The sequence below is a fragment of the Paraburkholderia sp. ZP32-5 genome (genome assembly GCF_021390495.1).
Taxonomy (GTDB): Bacteria; Pseudomonadota; Gammaproteobacteria; order Burkholderiales; family Burkholderiaceae; genus Paraburkholderia.
In genome coordinates this window covers 107092-126909 of sequence record NZ_JAJEJP010000001.1, presented here as the reverse complement: position 1 = coordinate 126909, position 19818 = coordinate 107092, and the positions used below count along the sequence as shown (strand labels likewise).

Annotated in this window: 18 protein-coding genes; 13 read left to right on the top strand and 5 right to left on the bottom strand. The window is 58.6% G+C overall.

The features are described from left to right. The first annotated feature begins 52 nt into the window (after window positions 1–52). From L0U82_RS39670 to L0U82_RS00505, 6 genes are all read left to right on the top strand, one after another. Complete coding sequence (locus L0U82_RS39670; protein ID WP_267929290.1) at window positions 53–3382, top strand: sacsin N-terminal ATP-binding-like domain-containing protein; 3330 nt, start codon at window positions 53–55, stop codon at window positions 3380–3382. Between the two features lie 328 nt (window positions 3383–3710). Continuing rightward, complete coding sequence (locus L0U82_RS39665) at window positions 3711–3842, top strand: hypothetical protein (RefSeq protein WP_267929289.1); 132 nt, start codon at window positions 3711–3713, stop codon at window positions 3840–3842. Then, the gene (locus L0U82_RS00520) at window positions 3835–4323 is read left to right on the top strand and encodes a hypothetical protein (RefSeq protein WP_233827764.1); all 489 of its coding nucleotides are present in this window, start codon (window positions 3835–3837) and stop codon (window positions 4321–4323) included. Before L0U82_RS39665 ends, L0U82_RS00520 begins: the two co-directional genes overlap by 8 nt. 90 nt (window positions 4324–4413) lie before the next feature. Beyond that, a complete protein-coding gene (locus L0U82_RS00515) occupies window positions 4414–5379 on the top strand; it encodes a DUF932 domain-containing protein (protein ID WP_233827763.1) in 966 nt (321 codons plus the stop codon). 74 nt (window positions 5380–5453) lie between these two features. Then, entirely contained in the window at window positions 5454–6449 is a 996-nt protein-coding gene (locus tag L0U82_RS00510; RefSeq protein ID WP_233827762.1) for a YqaJ viral recombinase family nuclease, read from the top strand. 49 nt (window positions 6450–6498) lie between these two features. After that, window positions 6499–7461: a recombination directionality factor gene (locus L0U82_RS00505; RefSeq protein WP_233827761.1), complete on the top strand. Its 963-nt coding sequence runs from the start codon at window positions 6499–6501 to the stop codon at window positions 7459–7461. Between the two features lie 658 nt (window positions 7462–8119). On the opposite strand, the gene L0U82_RS00500 is transcribed toward L0U82_RS00505, so the two are convergent. Continuing rightward, on the bottom strand, window positions 8120–8377 hold the full coding sequence (locus L0U82_RS00500; protein WP_233827760.1) for a helix-turn-helix domain-containing protein: 258 nt from the start codon (window positions 8375–8377) through the stop codon (window positions 8120–8122). A gap of 67 nt (window positions 8378–8444) precedes the next feature. Between L0U82_RS00500 and L0U82_RS00495 the strand changes: the two genes are divergently transcribed. Both L0U82_RS00495 and L0U82_RS00490 read left to right on the top strand, forming a co-directional pair. Further along, entirely contained in the window at window positions 8445–8867 is a 423-nt protein-coding gene (locus tag L0U82_RS00495) for a hypothetical protein (protein ID WP_233827759.1), read from the top strand. A 101-nt stretch (window positions 8868–8968) separates the two neighbouring features. Further along, entirely contained in the window at window positions 8969–9187 is a 219-nt protein-coding gene (locus L0U82_RS00490) for a hypothetical protein (RefSeq protein WP_233827757.1), read from the top strand. A gap of 71 nt (window positions 9188–9258) precedes the next feature. Here L0U82_RS00490 and L0U82_RS00485 read toward each other — a convergent pair whose 3' ends face one another. Further along, complete coding sequence (locus L0U82_RS00485; protein ID WP_233827755.1) at window positions 9259–9561, bottom strand: helix-turn-helix domain-containing protein; 303 nt, start codon at window positions 9559–9561, stop codon at window positions 9259–9261. Between the two features lie 687 nt (window positions 9562–10248). Between L0U82_RS00485 and L0U82_RS00480 the strand changes: the two genes are divergently transcribed. Then, window positions 10249–10983, top strand: coding sequence for a hypothetical protein (locus L0U82_RS00480; RefSeq protein ID WP_233827753.1), 735 nt, complete (start codon window positions 10249–10251; stop codon window positions 10981–10983). A gap of 526 nt (window positions 10984–11509) precedes the next feature. Here the strand turns inward: L0U82_RS00480 and L0U82_RS00475 are convergent. Both L0U82_RS00475 and L0U82_RS39830 read right to left on the bottom strand, forming a co-directional pair. Continuing rightward, complete coding sequence (locus L0U82_RS00475; protein ID WP_233827751.1) at window positions 11510–12637, bottom strand: sensor histidine kinase; 1128 nt, start codon at window positions 12635–12637, stop codon at window positions 11510–11512. Window positions 12638–13926: 1289 nt separating this feature from the next. Further along, window positions 13927–14967: a helix-turn-helix domain-containing protein gene (locus L0U82_RS39830; protein WP_233827750.1), complete on the bottom strand. Its 1041-nt coding sequence runs from the start codon at window positions 14965–14967 to the stop codon at window positions 13927–13929. A gap of 521 nt (window positions 14968–15488) precedes the next feature. Here L0U82_RS39830 and L0U82_RS00465 point away from each other — a divergent pair. Beyond that, window positions 15489–16085, top strand: coding sequence for a recombinase family protein (locus L0U82_RS00465; protein WP_233827748.1), 597 nt, complete (start codon window positions 15489–15491; stop codon window positions 16083–16085). A 268-nt stretch (window positions 16086–16353) separates the two neighbouring features. Here L0U82_RS00465 and L0U82_RS00460 read toward each other — a convergent pair whose 3' ends face one another. Further along, window positions 16354–16938 (bottom strand): recombinase family protein, encoded by a 585-nt coding sequence (locus L0U82_RS00460; RefSeq protein ID WP_233827746.1) that lies wholly within the window; start codon window positions 16936–16938, stop codon window positions 16354–16356. 280 nt (window positions 16939–17218) lie between these two features. On the opposite strand from L0U82_RS00460, the gene L0U82_RS00455 reads away from it, so the two are divergent. The 3 genes from L0U82_RS00455 (at window position 17219) to L0U82_RS00445 (ending at window position 19807) form a co-directional block, all read left to right on the top strand. Further along, entirely contained in the window at window positions 17219–18472 is a 1254-nt protein-coding gene (locus L0U82_RS00455; protein ID WP_233827744.1) for an EAL domain-containing protein, read from the top strand. A 69-nt stretch (window positions 18473–18541) separates the two neighbouring features. Then, complete coding sequence (locus L0U82_RS00450) at window positions 18542–19069, top strand: Csu type fimbrial protein (RefSeq protein WP_233827742.1); 528 nt, start codon at window positions 18542–18544, stop codon at window positions 19067–19069. A 9-nt stretch (window positions 19070–19078) separates the two neighbouring features. Next, window positions 19079–19807 carry a fimbrial biogenesis chaperone gene (locus L0U82_RS00445; RefSeq protein WP_233827741.1) on the top strand — a complete coding sequence of 243 codons (729 nt, stop codon included), beginning with the start codon at window positions 19079–19081 and terminating at the stop codon, window positions 19805–19807. The last annotated feature ends 11 nt before the right edge of the window (window positions 19808–19818 follow it).

Sequence of the window (19818 nt, the reverse complement as noted above, 5' to 3'; positions counted from 1 at the left end):
CGAGCTTGGTTTACTGTCATATTTTGTCACGATATTTCGCGATTTGGCAGACTTGAGCAAACTTGGCATCAAACGGATGCCTGACCTGAGGGGAGCGGTGGTGGCATCCAACTACGATGCAATTTGCAAGGAAAACCGGGAGAGCTATGGCACCAAAGGCGCCCAGAAATCTGGGAAGTTGGCCGCTGGGCTGTACGACAATCGCACGCACTTCATCTTCGAACTGCTGCAAAACGCCGAGGACGCGCTCGGTAGGCGGGGCGACTGGCACGGATCGCACAAGGTTGCATTCAACCTAAAACCGACCAGCCTGACGCTCTCCCACTTCGGCAAGCCGTTCGACGAGGCCGACGTCCGAAGCGTCTGCGACATCGCCGAGAGCACGAAGAACGAGTCCTCCATTGGCCGCTTCGGCCTCGGCTTCAAGTCCGTTTACACCGTCACCGATCTTCCGGAAATTCACTCTGGAGACGAGGACTTCGCCATTGAGAACTACGTCTTTCCCAAACGGTTGGAACGCTCGCCACGCGCGGCGGACGAGACACAGATCATCCTGCCCCTGAAACCGGAGGACACGAGCGCAGCGCAGGACATCACCGCTGGGTTCCGCCACTTGGGCCCGGGCGCGCTGCTGTTCCTGCGCCACATTGACGAAATCAACTGGAGCGTCGAGGGCGGCGCGTCCGGGTTCTACCTGCGCAACACCCCCGAAACGCTCGGACCCAATGTCCAGCGCATCACGGTGATCGGCAAAGAGGATGATCGGCCCGAAGTTGATCAGAACTGGCTCGTGTTCCATCACGACGTGTTTTCTGCCGAGCGGCAGAAGGTCGGGCGGGTGGAAATCGCTTTCTCGCTGGTTGCGGCCAAGGACACCCCTGGTCGCTGGGCTGTGCAGTCTCTGGCAAAGTCGCCGCTAGTGGTCTTCTTCCCGACCGTTGTTGAGAGTCATCTTGGCTTTCTCGTGCAAGGGCCGTACCGAACCACGCCTAGCCGCGACAACATCCCGCCCAGCGAGCCGTGGAACCAGCATCTGGTCAAGGAAACGTCCGGCCTGCTGGCGGAAGCGATGCGCTGGATGCGGGACAAGGCGTTGCTGGATGTCTCGGCGTTGCGCTGCTTGCCGCTTGATCGCGAGAAATTTCCGGAAGATTCACGGTTCGCGCCGATGTTCAATGCCGTCCGGCAGGCGTTTCAGGAGGAGGCGCTGCTTCCCACCTTCGATGGCAGGCATGTCACCGCCCATCAGGCCAAGCTGGCGCGCACGCAAGAGTTGCGCGAGCTGTTCAGCCCGGAACAGGTTGCGGCGCTGTTCGGTTCGGAGGTCGCTGCTTGGCTGTCTGGCGATATCACTCAGGACAAGGCACCCGAGATTCGCCAGTACCTGATGCGCGAACTCGACATCGACGAGATCACGCCGACAAAACTGGTGCCGGGCCTGACCAAGTCATTCCTTGAGACACAAGCCGACGAGTGGGTGTTGCGGCTGTATGAATTCCTGAGCGGCCAAGAGAAAGCTCTGCGTCGCCACCTCGACACTGTTCCGCTCATCCGCCTTGATGATGGCACCCATGTCGTCGCCCGCGAGAATGGGAAAGCCAAGGCCTTCCTGCCCAGCGCCATTGCCACCAGTTTCCCGACGATGCGCCGCGCAGTATGCGCGACTCCCGAGGTGCGCCTGTTCCTGAGTTCGCTGGGGATCACCGAACCCGATCCGGTGGATGACGTGATCTGGAACCTCCTGCCGAAGTACCAGCAGGAAGAAGTGGATGTTGGCGACTATGCTTACGCTGCTGACATCGAACGCATCCGTGCTGCCTTCAGCACCGACTCGACAGCACAAAAAGAAAAGCTCCGTTCCGCCCTGCGCGATACCACCTTTGTGATGGTGGTGGACACCGGCGACGGCAAGGCATATGTCGCCAAGCCCGGCGAAGTCTACATCGCCACCGACCGCTTGCAGCAGCTCTTCGCCGGTGTGCCCGGCATCCTGATCGTCGACAACGAATATGATTGCCTGCGCGGTGAAGACATCCGCGACGTGCTCGTGTCATGTGGGGCAAGCCGCTATCTCATACCGGAGGCAACACCGTCGAGTCTGGGGTATTCGGAGAAGGAGCGAATCCGCAGAGAAGCGGGTCTCGAGCGCGCAAGCTGGGAAAACCCGCCCGAAGACTTCACCCTTCGCGGGCTGACGCAGCTTCTGGACTTCCTGCCCACGCTGAAATCTGGAGAGGCGGCAGCGAGAGTGAAAGTTCTGTGGGAGGCACTGGCTGATCTCGATGCTCGCAACACAGCTGCCTTTTACGGCTCCTACAAATGGGGCTATTCGCACGAGACAAAGACGGCCCGATTCGACGCAGCTTTCGTCCGGACGCTGAATCAGGTGGCTTGGGTGCCGAACGCCGACGGCGAATTGGTACCTCCGGGCCTCGTGGTGTTCGACACCGTTGGCTGGAAGCACAGCCCCTTCCTCCTGACCAAGATCGCCTTCAAGCCGCCGATCATCGACCAACTGGCCAAAGAGGCGGGCATCGATCCGGCGGCGCTCGATCTGCTGCGCAAGCTCGGTATCACCAACGTGGCCGACCTGACTTCCCGGCTGGGCATCACCAATCCACCATCTGAACCAGAGCCATCGACAGCCTCCGAGCCGGAAGCCGACGAGCCATCCGATGGCGACGTTTATGACGATGCGAAAGACCTATACGGCGATGACATGCCGGATATCCGGCCCGGCACACCTGACCCCGATGGTGACGACAGCGTAGTCAGTGATGCTGGGCGTGGCGGGAAAGGTCGCACGAGTACTGGAACACCACGCGGCGGTGGTCTGGGAACCGGAGGCACGCCCGGCAGCGCAGATGCACACAGTGTTTCTGGTGGCAAAGGCAATGGAAATGGTGGCAGTCATGGAAAGGGGGCACCCGGACAAACGGGGGGGCGCCCCTTCATTTCCTACATCGGCACACATCCGGACGACGATGGGCCCGATCCAGACGGCATCGATCATGCGACACGTATGCAGATCGAAGGGCATGCCATCGACCTGATTATTAAGCTTGAGCCAGCACTTCGCCGCACACCAGAAGGCAATCCGGGCTTCGACCTCTACGAAGCCGACCCCAGTGGCAGGCAAGTTCGCTGGGTCGAAGTGAAGTCAATGATGGGTAGTCTGGAAGATCGGCCTGTAGCGCTCTCACACACTCAATTCGACCACGCCCGTGAGAAAGGCAGTGCCTACTGGCTGTACGTGGTCGAGCATGCAACGGACGCGACAAAGGCCCGAGTGCTTAGGATTCGAAATCCGGTTGGCCTCGCTCGGACGTTTACTTTTGACCGGGGCTGGCGTGAGATTGCCCAAACGGAACTCTCGTTCTGAGTGGTGGGTACGCGACCCAACAAACGAAACCGCGTACTCAGGGCTGAGGCGTTACTATTAGTTCAGCAGCGGACGCGAGTTAGATTCCGGGTTCCGCCAACGATTATCGAAGGTTACTCTCGATTGGTTCTTTCGTTCGTACCTCCAATATCGGCACGAATTCGACGCCGTGCCTTCGGAAGGGCGACATGCTAAGGTCCTCCGATCGCATGCATCCCTGACCGCAATCAAACAAATCTGAGACATATATCACCCGCCTGAGCAGGGCAACAGCCTGTCGCTCCGCCGCTGCGACTGCGCACGGCGAACCCGCTTAAGGAGTCCGGTGATGCTTCCCACCCCGCCCCTCGATTATCTGACCGCATATGTGATCTGCTTCGCCCTCGGCGCGCTGTGGACGATGTGCGTCGGCTGCTACGTCAGCCACACCCGACGAAAGGCAACGTCCTGCCATGTCTGACCGTCGCCCACCCTATCTGCCGTTTGACGATGACGACGATGACGAACAGCTACGCGAACAGACGCGCCTGCACGACCACGAGTTTGCGCATGCATCGTCCCGATCGTTCGGCCACGGACTCCCTCCCTACCGCCCCGATACGGGAGAGGTGATCCACGGCTGTCCGGCCTGCGAATCGTTCCGCACGCAGCCGCGCCACATTGCACGGCGTATCGGCGGCGCGATTGGTGCTACAGCCGGTGGCACCAGCGCAGCCGCCGCGGCCTTGTCCGGGGCCGAACTGGGAGCCGTCGCCGGCACCCTCGGCGGCCCGTTCGGCGTGCTGTGCGGTGGCATCGCCGGCGCGATCATCGCTGGCCTCGCCGGCGCCGCGGCCGGCTGCGCCACCGGCGCGGCACTCGGAGAAAACCTCGACCAGAAGGTGCTGCGCAACTGGTACTGCAGCGCGTGTGGACACGCCTTCTCGATCCGGCCGGACTGACCGGCCCATTCCGTCCTTTTCCGATCTCGTTATCCCTTTTCTTCATCGCCCGGCCGCGCGCCGGGCTCTATGCACTCATCTGGAGGTTTTATGCATCTCGTTTCCTCGATGGCCTATCGCGGCGAGACTCCGTGGCATGGTCTTGGTAATCAGCTGTCCGCCAAGCAGCCCATCGAAATCTGGGCACGTCAGGCTGGTATGGATTGGACAATCGAATCGGCCGACGTCCGCTTCGTCGCCACGCCTCCCGGTTCCGGTTTCGGCTCGATCCACGCGTTTCCCGAACAGCGCGTGCTGTACCGCTCGGACACAAAGGCACCGCTGAGCGTCGTGTCATCGCGCTATCGGGTGGTGCAGCCGCGCGAAATCCTGGAGTTCTATCGTGACCTCACCGAGGTCGGCGGCTTCGAGCTGGAGACGGCCGGCGTGCTCAAGGACGGCAAGAAACTATTCGCCCTCGCCCGTACCGGCCAGTCCGTCTCGCTCAGGGGACGCGATGAGGTGAACGGCTATCTACTGCTCGCCACCGCCTGCGACGGCACGCTCGCGACCACGGCCCAATTCACATCGGTACGTGTCGTCTGCAACAACACGCTACAGATCGCGCTGGGCGATTCTGCTGGCTGCGTGAAGGTGCCTCATCGCTCCCGATTCGACGCGCAGGCCGTCAAACGGCAGCTCGGCATCGCAATCTCGTCGTGGGACGGCTTCATGGTACGCATGAAAGCTCTGGCAGATCGCAAAGTGAACGATGCAGCGGCCGAGGCGTTCTTCCGTCGCGTGCTGACCTATCCAGCCAGTTCCAGTGTCTCGATGCCGGCCACCAACGACAGCGCGATCCGGGCCGTACAAGCGCTGTATGCCGGACTGGGAATGGGTGCCGACCTCTCATCTGCATGTGGCAGTCTTTGGGGCGCGCTGAACGCTATTACAGAATTCATTGACCACCGACGCCGTGCGCGCAGCGAGGATCACCGGCGCGACGCCGCCTGGTTCGGCGCCGGTGCAGCGATCAAGCAGCGCGCTTGGGACGAGGCAATGAAGCTAGTTGCCTGAGCGAGTGTCCATCACGTCATACGGCCCGCCGGGATCACGTCCCGCCGGGCCTTCTTCTTTTCTGGAGGTTGCACATGCCTTTGCCTGAATCAGTCGGGCGCAGTCGATCTCGGCCTGCATTGCGACTCGTCGATACGAAATCGCTTTCACACGAAGACTGGCTATCGGTAAGAAAGAATGGCATCGGCGGCTCCGATGCAGCCGCTGCTGTGGGGCTTTCACCGTACATGAGTCCACTGGAACTGTGGCTCATCAAGACGGGCCGAGATGAGGGTCTGCCAAAACCTGATCCGGGGGATACGGCGGAGCCGGTGTATTGGGGCACCCTGCTCGAGCCCATCGTTGCGGCGTCTTACACGAAGCAGACCGGCAACCGGGTGCGACGGGTCAACGCGATACTTCAGCATCCAACGATACCGTTCATGCTGGCCAACGTAGATCGCGAAGTCGTGGGCCGTCGAGACGTGCAACTGCTTGAATGCAAGACAGCGGGTGAGTTTGGAGCACGGCTATGGCACAACGGTGTGCCTGAATACGTGGAGTTACAGGTTCAGCACCAGCTTGCGGTTACGGGCAAGTCATCTGTCGACGTGGCGGTATTGCTCTGCGGCCAGAAGCTCAAGGTGCATCGAATTGAACGAGACGACGAGCTCATCGCCCGCCTGATCGAACTTGAAGCCGCGTTCTGGAGGCACGTCGAAGCCGATACGCCGCCCGTCGCTGACGGCTCGGAATCAGCCGATCGCGCGTTGCGCTGCCTGTATCCGGGCACAGGAGGCGCGGTCGATTTCACGCACGATCGCAATCTGTCTTCCGTGTTTTCCGATCTGGTAGCCGTACGCGCTGACATAGAAGGTCGCCAGGCCATCGAAGCGAAGCTCAAACAGACAATCCAGCAGGCGATGGGCGAAGCTGATCGGGCTACGTTTGAAACTGGATCAGTGTCATTCAAACGTAGCCAGGACAGTGCCAGCGTTGACCTGCCGCGGCTGCTGGCCGATCACCCCGGACTCGCCGCACAGTACGCCGTCACGAAGCCCGGTTCGCGCCGCTTTCTAGTGAACAGCTGAATTCCGCTGATCTTGCTGTTCCCCCTCCGTCTATGTACAGGAGAAGTCCATGTTAAAAGGCTTGAGCATCACTCCACCCGTTATCGGGAGGATTTCCATCGGCCGCATCGTCGAGAAGAACGGCAAACGCCTGCCCGAGAAAGACGATCAATTTACAGTCACAACCCAGATCCAGCAGCGAGGCGAATGGATACTACATCCGCTGAACGAATCGCTGCGCAAGGCCGCTACCGGCAAGCTACGCGCGATTCCTGTGCGATTTCTCTTCAACGATCCCGACCTCAATCTGCGGGCCGAGTATTCGCTGTTCGATCGAGATACGGGGCGCCCAATGTGCGTCGGCAATGGCGCAACGTGTAAACGCGTGTGCGAGAGCGGTATTGAAGAGCTGCCCTGCCCGTCGCCCGACGGTTGTGCGTTCGGACAAGCCCGCAACTGCAAGCCGTACGGGCGCCTCAATGTCACCATCGGTGATGAGGACGAACTGGGCAGTTTCATCTTCAGAACGACGTCCTACAACTCGATCAGGACACTGGCCGCACGCCTGCATTACTTCAGCGCGGTATCGGGCAACCTGCTTGCGTGTCTGCCACTGGAACTGAAGCTGCGCGGCAAGTCCACCACGCAGAGCTACAGAGGCGCGATCTATTACGTCGATCTCAGTGTCCGGACGGACAGTACGCTTGAACAGGCAATCGCGCAAGCCCGTGAACTCGACGGGAAGCGGCGCACAGCGGGATTCGATCAGGCGGCGCTTGATGCGGCAGCGCGTGCAGGATTTGCAAATGGCGCATTCGAGGACAGTGCCGAGGACGGCAGCGCAGTTGTCGACGAGCTCCATCCTGATGTCGGGCGAGATGGCGACGTTGGTTCCGGCTCCGGTTCCGCTGCCAATGTCAGTGGAGGCACCGATGCGACTGGCGGGGCAACGGTTGCTCCCGCTAACGGATCGCCGACGCTGCGCCAGAAGCTCGAGCGCAAGGCGGTGCTGCTGGGCGGGGCGAGCGCTTGAGCGCGGCACAACGATGGGTGGTCGCAGCGGCGGCGGCCACGACCGGGACGGCAGTATGCCTTTCGACAATTGCTGGCTGGCGGCGCGGCGGCTCATTCGCCGAGCATGTCGTCTGGATCGCGATGGGTGCGGCACTGATCGTGAGCGCGCACCTGCTGCCCGTAATCAACCGCGGTTCACCGGTTGCAGTCCGAGTCATGGGTCGTGTGCTGTGGGGCGCGTACATGGTCACCGCCTGCCTCTGGCAACCTTTGATAACGACGTGACTAGGCTCGCCAGTGATATCAGTGCAGGTCAGGTAAGACTGACCGTCGCCGGGATCCGGCGCCATCTTGGCTGTTCACAGGCGCACGCTTCTGCACTATGCCGCCGGCTTCTGAAAACCCGACCGTGACCCGAACGCGTCCTGCGCCCGGTCTTTTCTCTTCACTTCGCGGGTTTCGCATCAGGGCGGGCACGCATCCCGTGCTCGCCCGTTCACCTTCGCTGCGACTTGGGCAGCCTCAGTGCTGCTGATCGCCGTCAGAACGACCTGCCACTCGAACCCGGGCTACGGCAATTTTCCAATGATCTGCTCCTGAATGGGCAGACCATCTTGATCATCGCGGAATGGGATCGGTCCTCTACCACGCTCCATCTACCAGAACGGTACTAAACACTAGCGCGGCAACGAAGAAATCGGCTGATTCAGTAACTCATCAATAAACGCGTGGGGATCGGACTCCAGCGCCCGGAGAAAATCCAGCAGTTCAACCAGATCGATACGGCGGGCGCCGCTTTCGACTTTCGACACAAAGCCCTGCGGTCGTCCGAGCCGATTTGCAACGTCCTGTTGCAGCAGGCCGTGTTGCTTTCGGAGTTCGCCGAGCAGCGTGGCAATGCGCTGGTAGCGGGAGTCATGGATCGGATGAGTCATTCTAGAATTCTAAATACAGATGCGGAATATTCCAGATACGGATACGATATAGGCGAGGAGGTGTTTCATGTTTCTCGCAGTTCAATTGATATGGGCGGCTTGCGTCGTCATCACGGCATGTGCCATTGCATTCGACATGCACCAACTCGGCGCCCAAAGCGTCGCCTTGACACGTGTCGAGTGGATCGCCATATCGGTGTGTGCCGGACCGCTAGCTGGAATGATGTACATGAGCCGACGCGGCGCTGCACGACGCGAATTGATCCAGTCGGCATGGGTCATTGTCGGCAACTCGACCTTTTCCACTCAGATCCGTCGCGAGCGGTTGAGCGCCCTTAAGCGCACTGGCGTGCTGGGTCCAGCGATTTACCGCACCTGTTCAACGGCATTGGATGCCAAAACACCCGTCATGGCTAAACAGGCGGTACGCGAAGTGGATACGTCTCGAGCGACGGCCGGCACCTCGGTCGCCCCCTCCCAAGAGAAGTAATAGCGTGACGAACTCAAAACAAGCATCCGCACGGACGCCCTTACCAGCTCAACCGATCGATCAACCATTGCCTACCAGCAATCGATGCAAAGCCCACAACCATGAGCAAATACGTTATCACCATTGAGGATATTCCGGACGGCTCGCTCCAGATAACAAGTACACCCTCACTCGAGCATCTTGCTGTCCTCATCGAACAACCCGAGACGCTGACGCAGGCTGAAATCTACGCGGCACGTGTTCATGCTGCCATCCTTGCCGAGCATCAACGGGCAAGCGGCAGCCGTATTCGCAATCGGAAAGCTGGAGGCAAAGTCTGAATGCGCCAGACTCTGTTGTCTCGGGATGCTGCCGAAAAAAACCGTGCAGTGGCCATACTCCGTCAATTGACTCAACGGAGGAGTTCATCCACAAAACTTAGAACCCTCTCTCTTTGACCTTTGCGCAGTCGATGAAATTTCAGCAACAGATCCGCTTCGGAAGCATCAGTCGCATAAAAGAACGCTGCGGGAATATCTAATACCGACGCGATTCGCTCTACCAGTTCCAAGTCGGGCACGCGCTTTCCCAATTCATAACGGTTCATCCTCGTGCTGGCAGACATGGGGTCCAAGCCCGCTTCAATCCCTAGTTTCTCTTGGGAAAGTCCCGAGCGTTGGCGAGCTTCCTTGAGCCGTTGAGCAAGGACGGGCATCTTCCGCTTCCAAAACTGAAAGCAAAAATCCTCCTGGTTTAGCTCACGTCATATACTACCTATTTGGTAGTATTCGGTCGCTAATGAGGAACTGCCCAGCCGCGATTCTCAGTCACGTGTTTGAGCGATTCACACTAGTCATGTGATTGACCGCAGACCTACTTTTCAAACCGAAAGCAGCCTTGATCGCGACCAACTCGGTTGGCCGTTTGTCCGTCACACCGGCCATGGAATCAACAAGCAAATAGACAAAAAATGAAATTCAGATTTGAAAGGGGTTTGGAGGACCGAGTAGGCGGCACGACGGGCATTGCCGACGTGATGCACAACATCACGCACCCAACGACAGATCAGTGGCTGAGTCAATGGCGCGCGACTACCCGGTACAGATGCTCAACGGGCCAGACAATTCCCCGCGACCCGGATGGCTATCTGATGCGGGATGCCCCACACGCTGTCGCACCGTTCCCACGAATCCGCAAGACGCCCACGCCTCATGCTTCCTGCTTCCTGCTTCCTGCTTCCTGCTTCCTGCCTCCTGCTTCCTGCTTCCTGCCTCCTGCCTCCTGCTTCCTGCTTCCTCAGCACAAAGGTAGCTGCGCAGTGGACGCCTGAGGCACGAAGTCGTGCATGTTCAATACGAAACCTCAATAACACCAGCCGTTACTTAAAGAGAAAGACACAAACATGAAAATCACGCGCAACACGATACCGTTCAGACATATCGCGCTATATACCCTTCTGTCCGCAGGACTTACCGCCTGCGGACATAGCGCTCCATCAGAAAGCGACGCACGGAAAGCTATCGAAGCACGTATCGGCGATTGTGAGTACATTAAAGTACAAGATGCCAGCAAGACTAATGGCACTCCGATCGACGATAACGATTATCGAGTCGAAGTCAAGTACACTCTCAAGCTCAATCCAACCGACGGCATGAAGGCGCAAGCTGATAAGGTCAAAGCTGATTTCTCCAAGCTGGCTGATTCCAAGGCGGCTTACGATAAGGCGCGGGAAGATTTCAAGGCGAACGAAGAGGCTTACGCGCAAGCGCATCAGCATGACCCGGATAACAGCATCGCCACGCATGATCCCGCAGATCCGACCAAAGTCACCTACACCGTAGAACTAGGTGTAAATGGCGCGCGTGAGCAGTATGACCGTCAGAATTCGAGTGGTCTGAACGGCGGCGATATGGCTCAAACATACTCGGAAGCTGAAGAAATAGTGCGTCAAGACAAGATAATGCTTCCGTATGCGCAGGAGATCAGCGGCGCTTGCTCGGGTATTGGTTACAAGATGCTCAATGAAGCATTCGCGAAAATACATCTACCCGACGGTCTCACTAATGGCAATGAAACTCAGTGGAAGGAAACCATTTCGATGGTGAAGACTGACAACGGCTGGCAAGAAGCACGATAGTCGCTGGAACGTTACCACGTCCCGTACAGGGACACAGACGTGCTCGGCCGCTCCCCCGCCCGCTCGCAATCATTTAGGAATCGGGCTTCTAAGTTTAAGGCCGCGAAAAGCTGAACAGTTTCCAGAAGCCGCGTTGCGGCCACATTTGCCACGCGGTGACACACAGCAGTGCGACTTCCGTCGCACTGCTGTGTGTGTAGCACCATTTTTTTGTCTTCAGGCTGAGGCAGCGGCAACTTCTTATCGGACCGCCACTTCATGAAAAAAACATATGCGCCGCTATGCTGTCGGTCTCGACGTCAGAGGTTCAACTGCTATTAACAAAGTGAGCCAGTTTCGCCTCTCGACGACCGTAAATCGGCCATAGCCGCCGTTCGCAATTACCCGCAATTCCCGGGTGATGAATGACCGCTGGTGCGAAGGTCGGATGAGTGTTGACGACACGAATCTGCCTGTCGATTTATCCGTAATCAAACGTCCGGTCTCTATTGTCAACGGTCATCTGCTCGGGCGCTGTCCAGCGCATTCAGATGGACAGCGAAGGCGAAGCCGGTATCTGCACGGTAAAGCGGGTACCACGTTCCGACGATTCAACGCTTATCGTTCCCTGATGCGCAGAGGCAATACAGCGGCAAATGTAAAGGCCCAGACCCATGCCCGCGGCCATTCCGCTCCGGTCGGGCGTGGTCGCCCTCGTTAGCGGATCGAACAGCGTGGGGAGTGCGCGCTCCGGTATCGGATTGCCTTCGTTGGCGACGACCACGGTGACCTGTCCATCGTGAGCACGGGCTTCGACGACAATCTGCCCCGAACCATAGCGGACCGCGTTTACCAGTAGATTGACTAACAACTGTCCGAACCGGCCGCCGTCCCATCGACCCCGGAGATCCCCCTCAAGACGCAGCTCGATGAGTGCGTCCGGATAGGACGCGCACACTTCATCCACCGCGTCGCGACAGATGCGCTCCATGTCCTGAGGGCTGAAACCTACCGGCAGTGTGTCGCCCAGACGAGCGCGCGTAAAAATCAGCAGGTCCTCAATCATCTGTCTCATGCGCATCGTGCCGCGCTGTATGAATGCGAGTGCCCTTATACTGGCTGGAGCGAGGCCTTCGTCGCGCAGCAGCACTTCGGCGGAATTCAATATCGCTCCAAGCGGCGACCGGAGGTCGTGCGCAAGCACGCCGGCAAAAAGGTCCCGGATGCGTTCCGTACGCTGCGCATAGTGCCATACCGACTCTGCAAGCACCTGGTCAATCGCCTCGTTGAACCGGATCATCTGCTGAAACGCCGTAGCTCCGCCCGGGGAAGTCGTCTGCCAGCGGCGCAGCACAGTGGCGCGCAGGGCGCGAAACTCCGCGACGACATCATTGATACCGAACGCGTGTGAAAGGCGGTCCTCTGCGTACAGGCGTGCGACGTGACTGAACTTAGATTGTGGGACATATTTTTCGCCGCGCGACTTGCTCTGCTGCTGCGCCTGGTTCTGAGGCTCGCGCATGTCCGCCGCGATGGCGGCCAGGATGTCGGCAGCCGAATTGCGCAACTGGCCTTCGGAGAGTTGACTTTCCTCCTGGCTAATTGCAACGGCATATTCAGTCCAATCGTCGACCAAGGCCTGAATGTTGCCCTCAATGAAGTCCGTCAGGTCCATCCAGGCCTCCGATCGGTTACGTGCGCGCACGTCAGGCGTTGCATCCGGATTTTACTCGTGCAAGCTTCGGACGGCAGTGTCCGCTAACGAAAGCGGAGTTGGCCGCCGAATGTCCGACCGACCATGGATGCAAGCGGTGGTTCGCGGCCGGCCAGGGTCTCATGCGTTTTGCATCAACTCCAGCCTCCGTGGCGCCCCGGTGGCCGGCCGAAATCGTTAAGGGTTATTCGATATCTGCCTTCGGCCGCAGGAATGAGACGGTGCCGCTGCGCGTGCTGGCAGGCGTCGAATAACCCTTAACGCACTCCGTCACTGTTCGCCAACAATTCCCAGACGGGCCAAGCTCAGACCTTGAATCTGCCGGACGACCGGGGAGCGGTAGTCGAGAAGCCAGCCACCGTGAAGATTGAAGAGTTTCCGGGGACCTGCGTCGTCACGCGGGAATGGCAGTGCCTGAGCTTGTTGTGCGAGTGACCCGGAGGCTTCGACCAGCTTTGCCCGAACGATCCAGTCGCAGCGCGCTCCGGTTGTAGACAGCGAGATCTGGCACGACTCGATCAGGTGTTCGGTCCGTAATCGCTGTCCCGACCGCGCATACGCAAGCAACTGACTAGCCACCATGAACGTGAGCAACTCGGCTTTCGTTTCCGCTGTAGGTGACGTTGGAGGTTTGCGCGCCGGAATATTCGACGCACTGGTTCGAATCGCGGCACCCGAAGGCGTGCGCTATGAAGCTCGCGGGGCGGCTCACGAAAATCGGCATCAGTCAGGACCGGCATTTGGAGCGCGTGCCGCATCTGTTCGATCAATCGCGGCCATCGTTGTCGGCCACGAGCACTTCCGACACCATTTGCACTGGGTTTCGTGCGTACGACCACGGCATGCCATCGCGATAGCGCACCTTGTTCACTGCACGGAACGCTCAGCCCTCGCAATTCACCCGCTCGATCATGCGCCCTTCTCTACTTTCAGCGATCCAGTGCGCCCTGTTCGAAGTCGGAATCCACCGGGCAGGTAACGTCGTCTAGTCACGACCAGTCGGTGCATCGTTGATGTTTCCCGCGCACTTTGAGATCGAGTGTAGCCAAGTAGGCGATTGCGGTTTGCCGTTAAACACAGGGAAAATTTTTCCGCTCCGCGCCTTATGTGATGGGGTGTTCGGCCGTTTTCAACAATTGTTTCACGGTCGATCTGGGTGATAGGAGCATCGGGGATGCACGGACATGGAAGCAGGGGGCTTCATGTAGAAAACGCCACAATTTTCGTGTCACTCAAATGATGCCGCGAACTCAGCCCCGTAGCAAATGCAGCCATCGGTCCATCGAATAGCGTGGGCCACCCGAGATTGGCATATGCACGGGGCGCTGTGGTGCGGCCGCGAAAAGCTCGCGGGCGCTGTAGCCGAACTGCTCGCGGAACGAGCGACTGAAGTGGGCGGCTGTCTTGAAGCCGTGCATCTCGGCGATGCGGTGAAGGTGAGGGCGATGCTGGGCAGAGGTGAGCAGCGTGTGGATGTTGTACAGCCTGCGCTCCTTTATGAAACCCGCCACGCCGCCGAGTGGTTCGAACATCCGGTATAACGCGCTTCGGGAGATCTTGAAGTGCTTGCAGATGACGTCGGGCGTAAGGTCCGGGTTCGTGAGATTCGCCTCGATGAAATGGCGCACCTGACGCATCAGCGTCGCTTCGACAACCGGCCGCGCCAGCGCAAGTGTGTCCAGGGTGGGCGTGACGGCGGCCGCCAGCAATTGAAGCGTTGCGCCTGTCACCGCGGGTAGCTGTTCGCGTGTCAGTCCGCCGACCGTTTGCGTCAGCGTCGTGAGATGCGAAGCGAGCAGCACACTACATGGGCCGTTCAACGTAACACCATGCAAATCGACCGGGCGCGGGAGGAGAGGATCAAGCCGGTCACGCGGAATGATGACATTAATGGTCGTGCCGCCGTGGACGTGCGCAAGCTCTGGCTGAGCCATATGGGTAAGCACGGTTCCGCCTGCTTCCACATGAATAAGGCGACGTCCAAGGACCATATCGGTGTTGGCACCGTTTCCGATTCGAAAATGGATCTTGTAGTGATCGAGCTGGTCCAGCTTTATCGATCGTTCGGAGCGGTGCAGAATATGTGGGCTACATTCGCGCACGCTCAGCATCATGTCGCCGAGCATCCACATTTCGTTTCGGGCTTTGAACTCCGATGCGGTGAGGCCGCCTGGAAAACTTAACGTGCACACGTTGGACAGGCTGCCCTGCCAATAGTCGAGACGCTCGTCAGGCAACACGTCCTTCGAGTCGAAGCGGACATAAGGTATCTGTTGGGCAGCGGGGGACACGGCATGAGGCTCCCGTTCTCTCCGTACATATCACTAACGCGACGGCTGGCACCTTCAGACAATGATCGGGACGGACAGAACACAATCGGAATTTAAGTGGCTTTAGAATTCTGCCACTAAAAGTTCTCAGGACGCTAACGCCCAACAAGAAGGATCAAGCAATCAGTGCAATGTTGATTGCTCCCTAATAAGGCGTCGCCCTATCTCTGATCCGAATCGAGACTCGCTGGCGCGGTATAGCGGTTGTGACCGCAACTAAATGCGGATGAGCAAACGTTGTCGCGTTTCAGCGCGATATCCGGGACGAAATCCATTCGGGCGCGGGGCAGGGCACTCGCCTCCAACAGCTTCGCGGCGATCCGCCACAGCTGCCACTTGCGCATCCGCACTGTGCCGACCACCCGTTTGCATAGCGGCGCAATCGAACGCGGATTCGTCAATCTGGAAAAGTGACTTGAACAGCCCCTCGCCATTAAAAGCTATTCGGCTATGGATTGGCCCGCCCGCAAGAAAGACGACGTATGAGAATTGGCTATGCACGTGTATCGACCGATGACCAGCATCTGGATCTGCAGATCGCAGCGCTAGAGCGGGCATCGTGTGATCGCATTTTTACCGACCACGGAGTATCGGGTGCGAAGTTCAAACGGCCCGGTCTCGATCGAGCGCTTCGAACGCTTAAAAAGGGCGACACCCTGATCGTTTGGCGTCTTGATCGCCTGGGACGTTCGCTGTTGAAGCTTATCGAATTGACGGCTCGTTTCGCAAAGAAAGGCATTCACTTCGTCAGTCTGATGGATACCATCGACACGACAACGCCGATGGGCTCTTTCTACTTTCATCTCGTCGCCGCGTTCTCGCAGCTCGAGCGCGAGATGATCGGCGAGCGCACTCGCGCCGGCATTGCTGCCGCTCGCGCAAAGGGCCGGCCACACGGTCGACGTCGGGCGCTCACTGATGAGCAATGTCGCGAGGCGCAACGGCTCCTGCGAGAACTCCCACGAAAAGTGGTAGCACAGCGCTACGAGATCCACCCCCAGACACTGACGCGCAGCCTCATAAGGGTGGGGATTGTGCCGGTTTATATGCGCGGGTCGCCTGTTGCAACATCCCATTAACAGACGATTCGCATAGCGATATATTTCGCGAATTGTACGGATACGTTCCGATGCATCATGATGGCAGCATCGAGGCGAGCGATCGGCGCGCTGCATACGGACAGCCGACGAATACCGCCCTCGAACACTGCCTCATCAATCGAATCCGTTTCTTGACAAGCGTAGACGATGGATTTAAGTCTCCCATTAGTCGTTGTCGCGTTGGAAACATGCCATTCTCGATCTGCGCATTAGTGCATGCAACCGAGACGTTTCGCCCTAACATGGCTCACGCAGAACGGTCGGTATTCTCCCGAGCGCCTGGTATCTTCTTGGCCAGACGTCGAATTGTCTGGTCACTCACATTGAAGATTGAGCCGACCTCTTCAAACGAATGGTTCTCCAGCAACCTGATGGCCGTGTCCTGCTGTTGCGCCGTAAGGGCCGGGGATCGCCCATGTTGAACACCTCGCGCCCGCGCTGCGGCGATACCTGCCTTCGTCCGCTCGCTGATCAACGTGCGCTCAAACTGAGCCATTGACGCCATCAAGTGAAAAACCAGCATGCCACCGGGAGTGGTGGTGTCGATGGCTTCGGTCAGCGAGCGGAAGTGAACGCGCTTTACGCTTAACTTCTCGATTAACTTCACAAGATGCCCCAAAGACCGGCCAAGCCGGTCCAGACGCCATACCACCAACGTGTCCCCGGGCTTCAGGCGTGCCAGTGCCTTATCCAGCCCAGGGCGGGACGCATTCTTGCCCGACACTCCATGATCAGCATAGAGCAGTTCGCACTTTGCCTCTTTCAGGGCGGTCAGCTGAAGGTCGAGATGTTGATCCTCTGTCGATACGCGGGCGTAGCCAATATTTCTCATGATCGCTCCCTTTTTCGAGCGATAGGGTAATCGCCACCTGACTCCGCGCGGAAGTCCGACATGTGGTCCTGTATCGCTTAAATCACACCTGGCACCTAAGGATTGACGGAAACCTTCCTTTTCGTCACCGTCGTTTCTACCGCGACATGCCAACCGCGCATCATTGATTTCCTTCCGTTTTTTGCGTAAGTTTCCTAGCAGGCAGAACTCTCGCAGAAACGAACCTTTTCGTCACCGAACGCTCTTTTGCACCCTCGATCATTGACGATCGGGTGCCCGCATGAGCTTCAATTCGCTACCAGAAGCGTCTGAGCTCCGCGCGCTTTTTTCGCGTCTCGACGTAAAGAGAGCGCCGAGCCATGCTGCCCGCGAACCCCTGTGCATCGTTGCGTCCGTAACAAACCTGCGACAGATAGAGCAGGCCTACGGTGCGACTTTTGCATCGGCTGTGCGGCACGTTGTCTTTGAGCGCGCACGCGTGCTTTGTGAGGAACGCAGGGGCTCCTTTGCCCCGAGCGGTGATCACATGCTTTTCCTTTTCAACGCGCCCGCACCACGAACTGTGCGGGACGTCGGCTGTTCGCCGGTGGCGGCGATCCTGCTCGACCGCATACTGGCTGTGCTAGGTGACCGGCCCATCATCACCGGCTCGACAATTGCATTTGCAGCGATCACAGCGAAGATCGCGCATATGGATGACGACAGGCCCTTCGACCCTTCGGTGATCGCTGCACCCAAAGTGCAGGATGCGCAGCCACGAAAAGCCTGGCGTGATCAGTTCATAGCCGACACGGTCGTCGCGGAACGCGTTTTCGAAGCAATGGCCACCGGCCGTTTGAGCATGTCGTTTGAGCCGATTCGTGAAGCCAATCGACCAGGCGCGTTGGTCTACGAAGAAGCGCTGCTTTCCGAAACACCCAAAGGAAAATCTGACCGGATTCGAGTCGGTCGTCAGTTGCCGAGTCTCGAACGCCTGGGCTTGATACGTCGCCTCGATCGTTGGGTGGTCGATGCGGTTATCAATACCTTGCGCGATGATCCGGACGCCCATATCGGTTGCAATATTTCCGCGGAGAGCGCTACCGTCGACGCGTGGTGGGCGCTCACGCTCCTGAAGCTGAGCGAGGCTCCCAACGTTGCCAAACGGCTGACTGTTGAGATTACCGAAACTGCTCCACTTATCGACTTCGAAGAAGCGTTCGGTTTTGTTCGTGCGCTCAAGAACGTCGGTTGTCGCGTCGCTCTTGATGATGTTGGCAGTGGATATAGCAGTTTCAAAAGCCTGCTTACTCTAGACGTCGATGTTGTAAAAGTCGACGGCTCACTTTTACGTCATGCTCGCCTCGACGAGACGGCACGGGTCAGGTTGACGCAGCTGGTCAGCCTCGCGAAAGCATGCGTACAAACGGTGGTCGTTGAAGGAATCGAGACCGAGACGGACGTGCGTATAGCACGGCTCAGCGGGGCGACGTGGCTTCAAGGCTATCTCTTTTCTCGGGGTGAGCAAGGTCGCAGCAGCGGCCGCCACGCCTAATCTCGGTGTTATCGCAACGCAGCCGCGGCGTAGCCGGGCCGCAATTCTCTAAAACGAAAAGGACAACAAATGAAGAACAATCACGCTCTGCCGCGCAAGCTTCTGATCGCATCCCTCGCTGGTCTCGCACTGGTCGCCGCCGCGCCTGTCGCAGCGGCCAGTGGGACGGCGCAAGGCGTACTGGGTGTATCGGCTGACGTCACCGCATCCTGTTCGGTCGGGGCCTCCACTGACATTGCTCTCTCCGACCTTAGCTTTGCCGCTGACGGTGCGGGCCAAGGTGCGGTGAACATCACATGCACAACCGGAACGAGCTATAACGTCGGCCTCGATCAAGGAGGTGCGACGGGTGCCACAGTGACAACCCGCAAGCTCACCATCGACGATCAGTCCGGGGCAACGCTTGCATACTCGCTCACCACCGATCAGCAGGGCCAGACAAATTGGGGCGATACGGTCGGAACCGACACGGTGCCAGGAACCGGCAACGGCGCCACTCAGTCGATTCCGGTCTATATGCAGATTCGGGCTGCAGATCTCCAGGCCGCTGTTGTCGGACACTACTCCGACACTGTCAACGTAACGGTGACGTACTGATCGATGGTCATGTCGCTTGTCCGGATTACTTCAGTTATTGCGTGTGTTCTTTTTCTTGGCGTCCCTTTGAGTGCCTGCGCGCAAAGCTTGGAATTACATCCGGTCTCGATCGAAATACAACCGCAGCGGTCGTCGGCGACGCTGGTCATCACGAATCCGTCGGATGAGCCGGTATCGCTGCAATTGCGCGCTTTCGCGTGGACGCAACCCCCGAGCGGACCGGACAAGCTTGTTGAGTCGGACGACCTGATCGTGAGTCCCCCAGCAGCTGATATTGCTCCGGGCGAATCGCAGATCATTCGTGTGCTGTTGCGCGCTGGTCAGCGCGATGCGGAGGGGACGTACCGCTTGCTGGTCGATGAACTGCCGACCGGAAACGCTGCATCCGGTGTGCGCCTTTCGTTGCATTTCTCGGTGCCGGTCTTCTTCGAGGCACGGCCCAGGGCAGCCAGCGATCTGCATTGGACGCTTTCGATTCCGCGCAACGGTACCAGCGTGCTGAAGGCTGTCAATGAAGGCGGTAAGCGTGTGCGGATCGGGCAGATGTCGATTACGGGCGAGGGTTTAGTCGCCACCGACGTCAAATTCAATGGAAGTGCGTATGTATTGGGAGGAGCAGAGCGACGCTGGGACGTTCCTGAAGGCTCTGCCTTACGTACTGCATCGTCGGCGCAGCTTGAGGTACAGATCAATGGACAGTCAAAACAGATTGCGGTGCCAGTTGTTCAGGTGCCGTAATCGCACCGCTG

What these genes read in the sequence shown, in the direction of transcription:
- L0U82_RS00505 (WP_233827761.1), top strand. Translation starts at nt 6,499, where the DNA reads ATGTTAAAAGGCTTGAGCATCACTCCACCCGTTATCGGGAGGATTTCC.
- L0U82_RS00465 (WP_233827748.1), top strand. Translation starts at nt 15,489, where the DNA reads ATGAGAATTGGCTATGCACGTGTATCGACCGATGACCAGCATCTGGAT.
- L0U82_RS00480 (WP_233827753.1), top strand. Translation starts at nt 10,249, where the DNA reads ATGAAAATCACGCGCAACACGATACCGTTCAGACATATCGCGCTATAT.
- L0U82_RS00455 (WP_233827744.1), top strand. Translation starts at nt 17,219, where the DNA reads ATGAGCTTCAATTCGCTACCAGAAGCGTCTGAGCTCCGCGCGCTTTTT.
- L0U82_RS00475 (WP_233827751.1), bottom strand. Translation starts at nt 12,637, where the DNA reads ATGGACCTGACGGACTTCATTGAGGGCAACATTCAGGCCTTGGTCGAC.
- L0U82_RS00460 (WP_233827746.1), bottom strand. Translation starts at nt 16,938, where the DNA reads ATGAGAAATATTGGCTACGCCCGCGTATCGACAGAGGATCAACATCTC.
- L0U82_RS00515 (WP_233827763.1), top strand. Translation starts at nt 4,414, where the DNA reads ATGCATCTCGTTTCCTCGATGGCCTATCGCGGCGAGACTCCGTGGCAT.
- L0U82_RS00510 (WP_233827762.1), top strand. Translation starts at nt 5,454, where the DNA reads ATGCCTTTGCCTGAATCAGTCGGGCGCAGTCGATCTCGGCCTGCATTG.
- L0U82_RS00485 (WP_233827755.1), bottom strand. Translation starts at nt 9,561, where the DNA reads ATGCCCGTCCTTGCTCAACGGCTCAAGGAAGCTCGCCAACGCTCGGGA.
- L0U82_RS00500 (WP_233827760.1), bottom strand. Translation starts at nt 8,377, where the DNA reads ATGACTCATCCGATCCATGACTCCCGCTACCAGCGCATTGCCACGCTG.
- L0U82_RS00495 (WP_233827759.1), top strand. Translation starts at nt 8,445, where the DNA reads ATGTTTCTCGCAGTTCAATTGATATGGGCGGCTTGCGTCGTCATCACG.
- L0U82_RS00490 (WP_233827757.1), top strand. Translation starts at nt 8,969, where the DNA reads ATGAGCAAATACGTTATCACCATTGAGGATATTCCGGACGGCTCGCTC.
- L0U82_RS00450 (WP_233827742.1), top strand. Translation starts at nt 18,542, where the DNA reads ATGAAGAACAATCACGCTCTGCCGCGCAAGCTTCTGATCGCATCCCTC.
- L0U82_RS00520 (WP_233827764.1), top strand. Translation starts at nt 3,835, where the DNA reads ATGTCTGACCGTCGCCCACCCTATCTGCCGTTTGACGATGACGACGAT.
- L0U82_RS39665 (WP_267929289.1), top strand. Translation starts at nt 3,711, where the DNA reads ATGCTTCCCACCCCGCCCCTCGATTATCTGACCGCATATGTGATCTGC.
- L0U82_RS00445 (WP_233827741.1), top strand. Translation starts at nt 19,079, where the DNA reads ATGTCGCTTGTCCGGATTACTTCAGTTATTGCGTGTGTTCTTTTTCTT.